Source organism: Sphingobacterium arenae, assembly GCF_014692505.1.
Classification (GTDB): domain Bacteria; phylum Bacteroidota; class Bacteroidia; order Sphingobacteriales; family Sphingobacteriaceae; genus Sphingobacterium; species Sphingobacterium arenae.
In genome coordinates, this window is the sequence record NZ_JACNYK010000002.1 from 354,431 (window position 1) to 367,364 (window position 12,934).

Sequence of the window (12,934 nt, forward strand, 5' to 3'; positions counted from 1 at the left end):
TTAACTGTTGAGATGTTACGAGCATCTCGACAGCTTTTTTTGGATAACCATGCTTATTATTTTTTATTTTTTTGCCGAAACCCTCCTTTCTTTTATCATAAATTTTACACCTGTCTTTAATTCAATGGCTGCTAATACCTCAGATAATTTAGCATTTCGAGGGATAATGGCTGATAGTCGTCTCTCGCCGTAAGGCTCCATATTTACTTCGACGTCATACCAGCGCTCTATCTTTCGTGCATAATGCTTTAATGGTTCATCATTTACGATATACATGCCGTCCTTCCAAGACGAAATCTCTTCCGTATCTACATTTTTTATTGTTATCGCCTTATTATCCGTTACCACCGCCTGCTGCCCCGGTTTCAGTTCAATCTGATTCCCAAATTTTTCATGATATATCCGAACATACCCTTCGGTTAGTGTAGTTAAGGTTTGGCCGTCATCTGCGTAAGCATTTATATTAAAACTTGTTCCCAATACTTCAATACGTTGCTGATTGGTGTGAACAACAAACGGCTTCTTACTATCGTGGGCCACTTCGAGATATACTTCTCCCGTAATTTCTACCTGACGCTTTTTGCCAATAAATGCCGTAGGGTATCGAATCGAAGATAAGGCATTGAGCCAAGCTTTGCTACCATCTGGTAGGGTTATTTGGTATTGCCCTGCTATCGGGGTACTTAACATCGCCATTTGGATCTGTTTTATTTTTTTTAAAGATGTTCCATCATGATAAGTAATGATACCGTCATCATTAATAAGTCCGCCCTTCTCTTCGTTTAGTTCGATCTGCTCCTTATTGTCAAAAGATAAAGTAGCACGGTTTGTACCTGGCATCACATCTTGGTGAGCAGATATATCCGTGGACGAAACATTTTCTACAGCTGCATTTTTATTCCAAATAACAAGACTTATCGTCAGCGTAACACACAATATCGCTGCGATAACACGTGCATAAATCTGAAAAGATTCCTTTCTTTTTGGTATTTCAAACAGTCGATTTTGCAGTTCATGTAGGTTTCCCTGTATTTTCTTACCCTCCCGTTCATTTACATCATGATGAATGGATAGATACCAATCTTCAACCAAAGCTTTTTCTTCTTCGGTACAGTTTCCCTCCAGATATCTTTTTAAAAGGATTCGTGTTTTTTTATGATGTTGGTCGGCCATGATCTTTTCCCTATTTACTATATAAGACGGATGAAAAGAATCTTAGGGGGGATAGATTTAAAAAAAATTAACGCAAAAGGAGAATAATATCCAAGGAAATGCATTCAATTTTACGCGCAACACGCGCAAAGCATCTTTAATATAACTCCGTACACTCTGTTCTGAGAGATTAAGTTTTTGTGAGATTTCCTTATGACTAAGATATTGTTTCCGACTCAGTTCAAATATCTCCCGTATTCGAGGCGGAAGTTTCACAAGAGCATTTTCGATTTGCTCTTCAAGCATTTTTTCCCGCACGCGGTAGTCAGTTGCTTCGTATTGACTTTCCATTTGCTGCGTTAAAGAGTCTAAATAGCTGGCTTTCGACTGTTCTTTCGAAATATAATCCAAAACCCTATTACGGATACTAGCATAGAGATAAGATGACAGTTTTCCCGTTATTGTTAAAGATTCCCTTCTTTGCCATATGTTAGCAAAGAGATCATGTACAATATCCTGTGCAGCATTCCCGTCCCCTAATTTATTGTAGGCATGTAGGTATAATAAACTATAGTACTGCGTGTAGATCCGTTGAAAGGCTAACGTATCACCTTGCTGTAAAGCATGCAGCAAAGCTTTTTCCTCACTTACAACATGTGGTTTATGCATGGCCATATATACAATATTAATAAAATATTACAACATGAACAAAACCAAGCGCTATAAATAAAAAAGAGAGCATAGGACTATGCTCTCTTCACCCCATCTATCGATGAGACCTTATTTTTTGTGGAGCTGTTCGTACAACTCGATGACTTTTTTTTGTAATTCAATTACTTCAGCTTCCCGGACTTGCAATTTATTGTTCAGCTCATCAATTTCATCCTTTGCTTGTCTTTCTTCTTCCGAATCGGAGGTAGACAATAGCTGAACCAATGACATACCGAATAGTTTAGAAATTTGGTTCAATCTGGACAAATTCACATCTGTAATTCCCGTTTCAATCTTCGAAAAGGCTGGGATCGAAATATCCAAACGCTTTGCGACATCTTCTTGACTCCAACCTTTTTGATGTCTTAACAAACGTATTTTCTTTCCTAATGCATTCATTTTGGGTATTTGCTTTCTTATTCTGTTAGATAATCCTCTCTCCTTTCAAAAATAACAAAAAGATACTAAAGAGACGCATTTTACAGAATAATTAATAATTTTTAAGAAATTTATCTGCAAAACTGACAATATCCATACTATTATGATGGGGAGACACCATAAATAGAAGATTGAAACCCAGCGATTTAAATTTATCCAAATAAATCTCTAAGGAAGTAATATCGGTTAAAAACGTGAAATTTCGGTGGTTAAAAACAGCTTGAATTTCGGACTCTAAATTACTTAATAATATATTTTTCTCTTTTATAGCATCCTTGTTGATTAAAACCACTGCATAATCGGATTCATTCATAGACTCTCGATAAGTATCCAAAAAACTCCGATTTATAACATCATAAGGGTTTAATTCAATAATGGTAACCAATCCTTGGCTGGGGAATTGCTCTTTAACGGCATGGATACTCGTTCTGAGTTTATAAGGTGAGTGTAAGAAATCTTGATATACCACACTTTCGTTGTCGCTCGCGACAAACTCCAAATAGCGGATGGAACTTCTAAAATCTTTGATGGCTTGGTAAAAATCAACTCGCTTTACACCTAACCACTCGCAAACCGTATATGCTCCTGCTATATTTGATAAGTTCAATTTTCCAAATACTTGAAGTGGTATGCGTTCTTCTCCTAGATGGAGGTACGTTACACCCTTGTTGATAGAATATTCGGGCAGCTTATAACCATGCCGATTAATATTACAATCCGAAGTCGCCTCTACAATCTTTACCAAATTAAGGTTATCTTTATTATAAATCAACGTGCCTTTTGGTACAATCGTATCAATAAAGGTTTCGAATTGTTTAATATACTCCTCTTCCCCGATATTTGCCCTACTCTCATTCCATTCCACACCACTGATTAATGCTATATTGGGGTTAAAAAGATGAAACTTCGAACGATGGTCTATAGGAGAAGCGTAATATTCATCACCTTCCAGTAAAATAATTTTGTTATGGGTCGTTAATTTCACAAGCGAATCGAATCCCTCTAATTGTGCCCCTACCAGATAATCAAAATCACGCCCAAGTTTTGTAAGCACGTGCATAACCATACTCATGATGGTCGTTTTGCCGTAGGTTCCCGCAATCACAACGCGCGTTTTATCCATGCTTTGTTCATAGATAAATTCCGGAAAAGAATATAACTTAATATTCAGCTCTTGTGCACGACGCAATTCCGGATTATCGCTTTCCGCATGCATTCCCAAGATTACTGCATCAATATCTTCCGTTATCTTCTCCGGAAACCACCCCATGGTTTTAGGCAAAAGTCCTGCTTTTTTTAATCTGGACTTTGATGGCTCCACAACCTGGTCATCAGACCCACTCACTTGATGCCCCTGCTCAGCCAAGGAAATGGCCAAGTTGTGCATTACTGCACCGCCAATGGCTATAAAATGAACTCGCATACTTCTTAAAAATAAAAAGTCAACATCTCACGAACTTTGCTGCACACCATTTATTCTGTGTTTTTTTATGCCGATAGTCAAACCCCACAGATTGTGCTTTTCGTATCAACATCTCTAAGTCTTCGCCCTCATAGAAACCACTAATATACAATTCTCCCCCAGAATTCGTACTTAAACCGTAATCTTCCAATTGATCCATCAAAATATTTCGGTTGATATTCGCCAGAATGATGTCAAATACCTTTCCCTTTATACGTTCCTCCGATCCAAATTCAGCGTCAACGGACACGATATTATTCAACACTTTATTTTCGTTTACACTTTCCACACAAACCTCATCATAGTCTACCGCCAGAACGTGCTTTGCACCACGCTTAACAGCTAATATAGCAAGAATCCCTGTACCGCACCCCATGTCCAACACTTCCTTATCTTGAAAGTCATTCTCTAAAATAAAGGAAAGCATCATCGATGTCGTTTGATGATGCCCAGTTCCAAATGACATTTTAGGGTCGATAATAATTTCGTAGGGAATACCGGGTTTCGGTTCATGAAAGGTAGCCCGTACATAACAGATATCATTTACCGTAATCGGCTGAAAGTTACTTTCCCATAGCTCATTCCAATTCTGATCTTTTATTTCGGCGATTGTATAATGAATATCAAAACCCTCCGTTTCCAGCAATAATAACGTTTCCAATGCCTGTAAATCCAAGTTAGCTGTCGGAATGTAGGCTATAAACCCTTGCTCTACATATTCGAAGGTGTCATAGCCAATGGATCCTAGAGAATCGATGAGCAGATCCCTCTGCCAATCTTCCATAGTTGAAGAAGTAAACGCAACCGAAGAATACTTCATTATTTCGTATTAAAAACCTTTACAATTTCTAAAAAGTCGCGCGATTTCAGGGATGCGCCTCCGATCAATCCACCGTCGATATCCTTTTGTGAAAATAACTCATTTGCATTACCGGGGTTGCAGCTTCCTCCATATAAGATTGTCGTTTCATCTGCGGTCTTTTGAGCGTAATGATTAGCAACAGTTTCACGGATAAAAGCGTGGACCTCCTGCGCCTGCTCCGGCGAAGCAGTCAGCCCTGTTCCAATAGCCCACACGGGCTCATAAGCTAACACTACTTTTTCAAAATCCTCACTAGGTAGATGGAATATACCTTTTTCCAATTGCGTTTTGATAACATCAAAAACCTTTCCTCCTTCACGCTCATCTTTTGTTTCGCCAATGCAGAAAATTGGTCGTAAACCATTAGCTAATGCAGCATCAACTTTTTGCGCCAATAGCGCATCGGTTTCATCGAAGTATGCTCTACGCTCCGAATGACCTAAAATAACATAATCTGCGCCGGCGGATTTGACTTGTGCTGCAGATATCTCACCCGTATATGCTCCCGATTCAGCCTGATGTATATTTTGTGCACCGACAGCCACGTTACTTACGGGCTCTGCTAATTTTGCAATGCTGTGTAAATGGATAGCGGGGCTACAAACAATAACCTCTTGGTCGCCAACGACTTCATCCTTTACCATATTCACAATTTCAGAGAATAAGCTTACGCCTTTCTCATAATCCAAATTCATCTTCCAGTTTCCTGCTACAATGTTTTTTCTCATCGTTTTTTATTCTTATCTACTTTGTTATATTAAATTCTTCTCGTCTTGTTAAACAGTAGACCTCCCATAATATACGAAGGTCGGTTTCCTGTAATTCTTGATTTTTTAGTCGCCCCCGTTCTGTCAACATGTCTTCAAATTTATTCCATGCATATGTTTCCTGCTTTTCATCGGTCATCCAGGAAAAGTCCGGCACAAACTTCGGAATAATATTTGACATAGACACCTGTGCACCTACACCAATCACTGTCCCGGTCGTGATAGACGAATTGATACCACACATTGCTAAATCGCCCATAAAAGTACCTACTTTATGCCGACCAGTCTTTCGCCATTTGTCAAGCTTATAATCATACAACTTGACAATCTTCCAATTGTTTTGAAGATTTGAATTACTCGTACCTGCTCCCAAATTGCACCCTTCTCCAATTACAGCGCATCCTAGATAGCCGTCATGTCCTTTCGCGCTATTTTCCCACATCACGGTGTTATTGACTTCTCCTCCAATCGTTGCTTTCGGACCAACACTTACATTTGGATACAGCCGACTCCCCATCTTTACCTTTGCTCCTTTACCGATAGCTATCGGACCTTTCAAATGGCTGCCTTGTTCTAACAACACGTCATCAGCGAGGTATATCGGCCCCTCCAGCGTATTGAATGTACAAGCAAATGCAACCACATTTGTTCCGACATAGATATTATCTCCTATTACCAGATTGGAAGAATGTAGCGTTGAGGAAGTTTTGTCTTTCGTAAGTAGATCAAAATCAAAAACAATTTGTTGCGCATTTTGAAGATAAATATCTTCCAAAAATTGAATCCGGCCTAGTTCTCCTTCAAACTTACGCACCCTTAACGTGCTCCTTTCCGGTTGTGGACTCCACGTCCTTACTTTATAGGCAATCCAGTCGTCATCTTTTTCCAAAATACACTCTTCCTCCAAGGTAAGCACGGCATGAACTAAATCCGCGGTCGGGCAAAGGTTGGCACGTATCACTAAATAGGTGGCTGAAGGTGGTGGACTATTAAATTTATCTTGAAGATAGGGCTCTGTATAAAAACTGACCGGAGCATTCATTACGAGTTGCCATTTTTCTTGGATCGTCAAAACTCCCATTCGAAACGCCCCCACTGGTCTCGTGTAAGCCATGGGCAATAAATGTTCTCGCCACGGGTCTCGATCATGTAAGACGACTTCTAACAACATAATTCGATAAATTTACATAAAAAAATCCCGACAAGGAGAACCTATCGGGATGAAAGTTATTTTTGACCGAAGCCTATAGTCTATATTATTTTTGGTAACGGCTACGGAATTTATCAATACGTCCTGCGGTATCGACTAATTTCATTTTACCTGTATAAAAGGGGTGTGAGGTGTGCGAAATCTCCAATTTCACTAACGGATACTCATTACCATCTTCCCAAGTAATCGTTTCTTTTGTGTCTACACATGATTTAGTTACAAAAGCATAGTCGTTAGACATGTCTTTGAAAACAACTAATCTGTAGTTTGATGGATGCAGATCTTTTTTCATTTTTATCGTATGATTATTATATATTCAACAATTTGAGGTGCAAAGATAAACTATTTCCCCAAATAAAACAAAAGAATCGTTTTAAAATTACACGCAATCTGGGTAAACCTACTCTACTGCATCTGCTATTTAAAACGTCCACTTTTTTTCCTACTTTTGCATTCTCATTTAGCAATTGAATCATTAGACATGAGTACTGTATTATCGGAACAGGAACAACAGCGTAGACTAAACCTTCAGGCCCTTATCGACTTAGGTATTAATCCCTATCCGGCGGATGAGTTTAAGGTAAATGTCTCTGCTGCGGATATTCTGGAAAATTACGAAAGAGATAAACTAAATTACAAAAACATCCGCTTCGCCGGACGTATGATGAGCCGTCGCATTATGGGGAGCGCTTCCTTTATGGAGTTGCAGGATGCTACCGGACGGATTCAGGCTTACGTCAAACGTGACGACATTTGCGTTGGTGAAGACAAGACCTTATATAATACCGTCTTTAAGAAGCTCATGGATATCGGCGATATCATAGGCGTCGACGGATACGTATTCACCACACAAACTGGAGAAATCTCTATCCATGTCGAAAAATTCACCATATTGACGAAATCTCTCCGTCCATTGCCTATTGTAAAAGAAGCAGATGGCAAAACCTATGATGCGTTTACCGATCCGGAGCAACGTTATCGCATGCGGTATGTAGATTTGATCGTTAATCCGCAAAATCGGGAGAGGTTCGTTAAGCGCACAAAATTGTTCAACGCCATGCGCGCATTTTTTAACGACTCCGGTTATATGGAAGTAGAAACACCCGTACTACAAGCGATTCCTGGTGGCGCAGCGGCACGCCCATTCATTACGCACCACAACGCCCTGGATATTCCATTATATTTACGTATCGCAAATGAGTTATACCTTAAACGACTTATTGTCGGTGGGTTTGACGGTGTGTACGAATTTTCCAAAAACTTCCGCAACGAGGGTATGGACAGAACACACAATCCAGAGTTTACGGTCATGGAGATATACGTGGCGTATAAGGATTACAACTGGATGATGGGCTTTACCGAACGTTTAATCGAGCATTGTGCACTTGCCGTCAATGGAACTACAAAAGCAACTTTCGGAGAACACCAAATCGATTTTAAAGCTCCTTTCAAACGGGTAACCATGGCGGAAGCCATTCAGGAGTTCACGGGTTTTAATATCACCGGAAAATCCGAAGTTGAAATTCGTGAAGCTGCAAAAAACATGGGTATCGCAGTTGATGATACGATGGGCAAAGGTAAGTTAATTGATGAGATTTTCGGAGAGAAATGTGAAGGCAATTATATCCAGCCAACTTTTATCACAGATTACCCTATCGAGATGTCGCCGTTGACTAAAAAACACCGAAATAATCCCGAATTAACCGAACGTTTTGAACTCATGGTATGCGGAAAGGAAATTGCCAATGCGTACTCAGAATTAAATGATCCAATAGATCAACGTGAACGTTTTGAAGACCAACTACGTCTTTCTGAAAAAGGAGATGATGAGGCGATGTTTATCGATCAAGATTTCTTACGCGCGTTGGAATACGGTATGCCACCTACTTCGGGGCTCGGCATAGGCATGGATCGTTTAATTATGTTCCTGACCAATAACGCTTCCATTCAAGAAGTCCTTTTTTTTCCACAAATGCGTCCGGAGAAAAAGGAAACTATCGTTGAATTGGGTGAGGAGGAAAAACTACTATTGGCACAACTTACGGACGAGCGTAATATCTTGGCCGATGTGAAACAAGCGACAGGGTTGAGTGGAAAAAAATGGGACGCTGCTACAAAGAGCTTACGTCAAAAAGATCTGATTAATATTGTTGTTGAGGGCGACAATAAGTTTATCATAAAGAATTAGAGGTGGGATATCCCACCTCTAATTCTTTATGATATTGCTTCACGGATACGCACTAATTTTTCAAGCAATCCCTCCAGCAAATCGAGATGCAACATATTTGCTCCATCCGATTTTGCATTCGCCGGATCCGGATGCGTTTCTATAAATAAGCCGTCTGCTCCTACTGCAATGGCCGCCTTGGCAATTGTTTCGATAAGTTCTGGCTTCCCTCCTGTAACGCCCGATGTTTGATTTGGCTGTTGCAACGAATGCGTACAGTCCATTACCGTCGGCACACCAAAAGTACGCATCTCGGGCAGCCCCCGAAAATCCACAATCAGATCCTGATATCCGAATGTGTTCCCCCTATCTGTCAAAAATACCCTGTCATTTCCAGCATCCTTTACTTTATCCACGGCAAACTTCATCGAAGCGGCAGATAGGAACTGTCCCTTTTTAATATTGACTACTTTTCCCGTTTCCGCAGCAGCCGTCAGCAATTCGGTTTGTCTGCACAAAAATGCAGGTATCTGCAAAACGTCAACGTAAGCCCCAGCGATAACCGCTTCATGGCTCTCATGAATATCGGTTACTGTAGGAACTCCAAATGTCCGTCCGACCTTTTCCAGTATCTTTAAAGCCTTCTCATCTCCTATTCCTGTAAAGGAATCTGATCGGGAACGATTAGCTTTCCGGTAGGATCCTTTAAAGATGTACGGAATCTCGTACTTATCTGTCATTTTCACAACTCTTTCGGCAATGCGCAAAGCGATTTCTTCTCCTTCAATAGCACACGGCCCTGCCATTAGAAAGAACTGCGTAGAATCTCCGTGTTTAATGGCGGGTAAATATTGTTGAATCATATACTTGATCATTAATTTCCTAATTCAGACATGAATTTAATCCGCATCAACTGGACATCTTCATATGTGTAGTCATTTTCCCCCAGCTCTTTCAATGCTTCATCGATGGAATCTACCTCGGCAGCCCGAAAGTAATCATACACTTCTTCTTGTCGGTCACTATCAATCATCTCATCCACAAAATACCCGATATTAAGTTTTGTGCCGGAATTGACAATAGATTCAACTTCTTTAAGCAAATCTTCATAACTAATCCCTTTAGCAGAAGCAATATCCTCCAAACCGATTTTACGGTCTATATTCTGTATGATTGAAACTTTCAACGCCGACTTATTGGCAGCACTCTTAATCACAAGATCCAATGGGCGGTCAATATCGTTGTCATCTACATATTGCTTAATCAGCTCCACAAATGGCTTCCCAAATTTAAGGGCTTTTCCTGCTCCCACACCGTGCATTTGCTTCAGTTCATCCAAACTGACGGGATAATGCGTACACATTTCATCAAGCGAGGGGTCTTGAAATATCACGAATGGCGGTAAGGATTTCTGCTTGGCTATTTTCTTCCGTAGATCTTTCAGCATCTTTAGCAGGTTGGTATCTAATGTCCCAGAGCCCTGAACGGCTTCTTCCATACCATCCTCATCAGCCTTTTCCATTATCCTGTTTAAAATGAATTTGATACTGTACGGATTAACCAAATACCTCCTGCCGTTTTCCGTAAGCGTCAACAAACCATAATGGTCAATATCTTTTTTCAGGAAATTATTTAATTCGGCCTGTCGAATCAACGATTTCCAGTAGTTCACACCCAAACTTTTGCCTTTTCCGAACAAGGGATGTAGATCATGCTTATAAGAAGATATAGGCTGGTTGTTTTGCCCCATCATTACATTGATAATATGGTGATCGTCAAACTTCTCTCCCTCTTCCTCTATAAAACCTAATACTTTTAGTAAATTTTCTTCGGCCTCAAAATACGTTTTTGGTGTACGACAGTTATCGCACATATTATTACAGCCCGTCTCGTCAAACTGTTCACCAAAATAATACAAAATCTGCTTTCGACGACATACCGATGATTCGGAATAATCTATCACTTCTTTTAGTATCTGTGTACCGATCTCTCTTTCGGAGACGGGTTTGTCTTTCATGAATTTGGTGAGCTTCTCTATATCCTTTTCAGAATAAAACGCCAAACAAAGTCCCTCGCCACCGTCACGTCCGGCACGGCCTGTTTCCTGATAATATCCCTCCATTGATTTGGGTATATCATGATGGATGACATACCGGACATCCGGTTTATCTATCCCCATTCCAAATGCGATCGTTGCCACAATGACTTCGACATCTTCCATCAGGAACTTGTCTTGTGTATCTGCTCTCGTTTTGGCATCCAACCCCGCATGATACGGCAATGCCTTTATCCCGTTGATATTGAGAACTTCCGCAACTTCCTCCACCTTTTTACGACTGAGGCAATATATAATACCCGTTTTTCCAGCATTGTTTCGGATAAACTTCACAATCTCCTTTACCACGTTCTTTTTTGGTCTGACTTCATAATATAAGTTGGACCGATTAAAAGAGGATTTAAACAAAGTCGCATTATTCATCTGCAAATTCTTACGAATATCAGACTGCACCTTTGGTGTAGCGGTTGCCGTCAAAGCAATGATAGGAATGTTTTCACCGATACCGTTAATAACTTGCCTTATCTTACGATATTCCGGCCGAAAATCGTGCCCCCATTCCGATATACAATGGGCTTCGTCTACCGCAACAAAGGAAACGATAATCTGCTTCAAAAAAAGTGCATTTTCTTCCTTTGCCAACGATTCGGGTGCTACATAAAGCAGTTTCGTCTTGCCTTCTGTGACATCTTTTTTCACCTTGGTAATCTCCCCTTTATTAAGAGAAGAATTTAAAAAATGTGCAATGCTATCATTCCCGCCGAACGCTCTTAATTGATCTACTTGATTTTTCATAAGTGCTATAAGAGGCGAGATGACAATAGCTGTGCCCTCGCTCATCAACGCAGGCAATTGATAACAAATAGATTTTCCGCCTCCTGTGGGCATAATAACAAACGTATCTTTTTTATTCAATATATTCGTTATTATCGCTTCTTGATCCCCTTTAAAGGTATCGAAGCCGAAAAACTCCTGCAAATTGTCAAATAGTGATTTTTCTATTTCCATTGACCTCAAGACAAAAATTAGATGGATCCGTGGCTCATTTGAGCGCTAAATAACCTACTTTTGTAGTTATTAATATAAAATTAACTATTTTTTCTGTGATACACAACATCGATATCAAAAAGACTGCAATTGACGCGTTGGAACTGGAGGCCACAGCAATCCATAACCTTACACAATTCATTGACGACGATTTCGTTAAGGTTGTAAATCAAATACTGGACTTACCAGGCAGAATAATAGTAACGGGAATTGGCAAGAGCGCAATCATTGCACAAAAAATTGTGGCTACGTTTAATTCTACGGGAACACCTGCTATATTTATGCATGCAGCTGACGCAATCCACGGTGACCTGGGCATCATCCAGCAGCACGATCTGATTATCGCGCTTTCCAAAAGCGGTAATACACCGGAAATTAAAGTATTAGTTCCCTTTTTAAAGCAAACGGGGAATACATTAGTCGCCATGGTGGGTAATATGGACTCCTTTTTGGCACATCATGCAAATTTCGCTCTGAATACCTCCGTTGAACGGGAAGCCTGCCCGAATAACCTAGCGCCCACAACAAGTACGACAGCACAATTAGCAATGGGGGATGCTTTAGCCGTTTGTCTGCAAACATGCCGACAGTTTTCCGATCGTGACTTTGCTAGATATCATCCTGGGGGTGCATTGGGCAAACAATTATATTTAAAGGTTAGCGACCTATCAGACAACAACGGTAAACCCGAAGTGTCTCCAACAGCAAGTATACGTGAGGTACTCATTACCATCACAAAGTATCGTTTAGGTGCGACGGCGGTTATCGGCGTAGATGAGATTCTCGGCATCATCACGGATGGAGACATCCGTAGAATGCTCGAAAAACATGAGGATGTGACGCACTTAACTGCAAATGACATTATGACACGAAATCCTAAAGAGATAAAGAGAGAAGAGCTCGCTGCCGACGCACTTCATATAATGCGGCAACACAATATATCGCAGCTTTTAGTTACCCAAGAAGGACATTATACCGGCATAATACATTTACAGGATCTCTTAAAAGAGGGAATCATATAAGTTCTTTCTGTAATATTTTTGTCTATTTTATAAAATTTAG

The 12,934-nt window shown here is 40.3% G+C and carries 12 protein-coding genes; 2 read left to right on the top strand and 10 right to left on the bottom strand.

The genetic code is table 11. From position 1 onward, the window contains the following. Window positions 1-63: 63 nt before the first annotated feature. The 8 genes from H8B17_RS07870 to H8B17_RS07905 form a co-directional block, all read right to left on the bottom strand. A complete protein-coding gene (locus tag H8B17_RS07870; protein WP_190308650.1) occupies window positions 64-1,173 on the bottom strand; it encodes a FecR family protein in 1,110 nt (369 codons plus the stop codon). Window positions 1,174-1,230: 57 nt separating this feature from the next. Further along, the gene (locus H8B17_RS07875; protein ID WP_190308651.1) at window positions 1,231-1,827 is read right to left on the bottom strand and encodes an RNA polymerase sigma factor; all 597 of its coding nucleotides are present in this window, start codon (window positions 1,825-1,827) and stop codon (window positions 1,231-1,233) included. Between the two features lie 105 nt (window positions 1,828-1,932). Beyond that, window positions 1,933-2,262, bottom strand: coding sequence for a helix-turn-helix domain-containing protein (locus tag H8B17_RS07880; RefSeq protein ID WP_190308652.1), 330 nt, complete (start codon window positions 2,260-2,262; stop codon window positions 1,933-1,935). Between the two features lie 91 nt (window positions 2,263-2,353). Next, window positions 2,354-3,724 (bottom strand): Mur ligase domain-containing protein, encoded by a 1,371-nt coding sequence (locus H8B17_RS07885; RefSeq protein WP_190308653.1) that lies wholly within the window; start codon window positions 3,722-3,724, stop codon window positions 2,354-2,356. Window positions 3,725-3,743: 19 nt separating this feature from the next. Continuing rightward, window positions 3,744-4,583, bottom strand: coding sequence for a 50S ribosomal protein L11 methyltransferase (gene prmA / locus H8B17_RS07890; RefSeq protein ID WP_190308654.1), 840 nt, complete (start codon window positions 4,581-4,583; stop codon window positions 3,744-3,746). Then, window positions 4,583-5,353, bottom strand: a complete 771-nt coding sequence (gene tpiA / locus H8B17_RS07895; protein WP_190308655.1) for a triose-phosphate isomerase — start codon at window positions 5,351-5,353, stop codon at window positions 4,583-4,585. Before tpiA ends, prmA begins: the two co-directional genes overlap by 1 nt. A gap of 16 nt (window positions 5,354-5,369) precedes the next feature. Further along, entirely contained in the window at window positions 5,370-6,563 is a 1,194-nt protein-coding gene (locus tag H8B17_RS07900; RefSeq protein WP_190308656.1) for a putative sugar nucleotidyl transferase, read from the bottom strand. 85 nt (window positions 6,564-6,648) lie between these two features. Then, window positions 6,649-6,894, bottom strand: coding sequence for a type B 50S ribosomal protein L31 (locus tag H8B17_RS07905; RefSeq protein WP_190308657.1), 246 nt, complete (start codon window positions 6,892-6,894; stop codon window positions 6,649-6,651). 189 nt (window positions 6,895-7,083) lie between these two features. Here H8B17_RS07905 and lysS point away from each other — a divergent pair, with 189 nt between their 5' ends. After that, window positions 7,084-8,790, top strand: a complete 1,707-nt coding sequence (gene lysS, locus H8B17_RS07910) for a lysine--tRNA ligase (protein ID WP_190308658.1) — start codon at window positions 7,084-7,086, stop codon at window positions 8,788-8,790. A 26-nt stretch (window positions 8,791-8,816) separates the two neighbouring features. Here the strand turns inward: lysS and kdsA are convergent, their stop codons facing one another. After that, window positions 8,817-9,632 (bottom strand): 3-deoxy-8-phosphooctulonate synthase, encoded by an 816-nt coding sequence (gene kdsA, locus H8B17_RS07915; RefSeq protein WP_190308659.1) that lies wholly within the window; start codon window positions 9,630-9,632, stop codon window positions 8,817-8,819. Between the two features lie 11 nt (window positions 9,633-9,643). After that, window positions 9,644-11,833, bottom strand: coding sequence for a DNA helicase RecQ (recQ, locus tag H8B17_RS07920; protein ID WP_190308660.1), 2,190 nt, complete (start codon window positions 11,831-11,833; stop codon window positions 9,644-9,646). Between the two features lie 98 nt (window positions 11,834-11,931). Here recQ and H8B17_RS07925 point away from each other — a divergent pair, with 98 nt between their 5' ends. After that, window positions 11,932-12,894, top strand: a complete 963-nt coding sequence (locus H8B17_RS07925; protein WP_380933800.1) for a KpsF/GutQ family sugar-phosphate isomerase — start codon at window positions 11,932-11,934, stop codon at window positions 12,892-12,894. Window positions 12,895-12,934 lie beyond the last annotated feature (40 nt).

What these genes read in the sequence shown, in the direction of transcription:
- H8B17_RS07870 (WP_190308650.1), bottom strand. Translation starts at nt 1,173, where the DNA reads ATGGCCGACCAACATCATAAAAAAACACGAATCCTTTTAAAAAGATAT.
- H8B17_RS07880 (WP_190308652.1), bottom strand. Translation starts at nt 2,262, where the DNA reads ATGAATGCATTAGGAAAGAAAATACGTTTGTTAAGACATCAAAAAGGT.
- H8B17_RS07875 (WP_190308651.1), bottom strand. Translation starts at nt 1,827, where the DNA reads ATGGCCATGCATAAACCACATGTTGTAAGTGAGGAAAAAGCTTTGCTG.
- kdsA (WP_190308659.1), bottom strand. Translation starts at nt 9,632, where the DNA reads ATGATTCAACAATATTTACCCGCCATTAAACACGGAGATTCTACGCAG.
- recQ (WP_190308660.1), bottom strand. Translation starts at nt 11,833, where the DNA reads ATGGAAATAGAAAAATCACTATTTGACAATTTGCAGGAGTTTTTCGGC.
- lysS (WP_190308658.1), top strand. Translation starts at nt 7,084, where the DNA reads ATGAGTACTGTATTATCGGAACAGGAACAACAGCGTAGACTAAACCTT.
- H8B17_RS07905 (WP_190308657.1), bottom strand. Translation starts at nt 6,894, where the DNA reads ATGAAAAAAGATCTGCATCCATCAAACTACAGATTAGTTGTTTTCAAA.
- H8B17_RS07900 (WP_190308656.1), bottom strand. Translation starts at nt 6,563, where the DNA reads ATGTTGTTAGAAGTCGTCTTACATGATCGAGACCCGTGGCGAGAACAT.
- tpiA (WP_190308655.1), bottom strand. Translation starts at nt 5,353, where the DNA reads ATGAGAAAAAACATTGTAGCAGGAAACTGGAAGATGAATTTGGATTAT.
- prmA (WP_190308654.1), bottom strand. Translation starts at nt 4,583, where the DNA reads ATGAAGTATTCTTCGGTTGCGTTTACTTCTTCAACTATGGAAGATTGG.
- H8B17_RS07885 (WP_190308653.1), bottom strand. Translation starts at nt 3,724, where the DNA reads ATGCGAGTTCATTTTATAGCCATTGGCGGTGCAGTAATGCACAACTTG.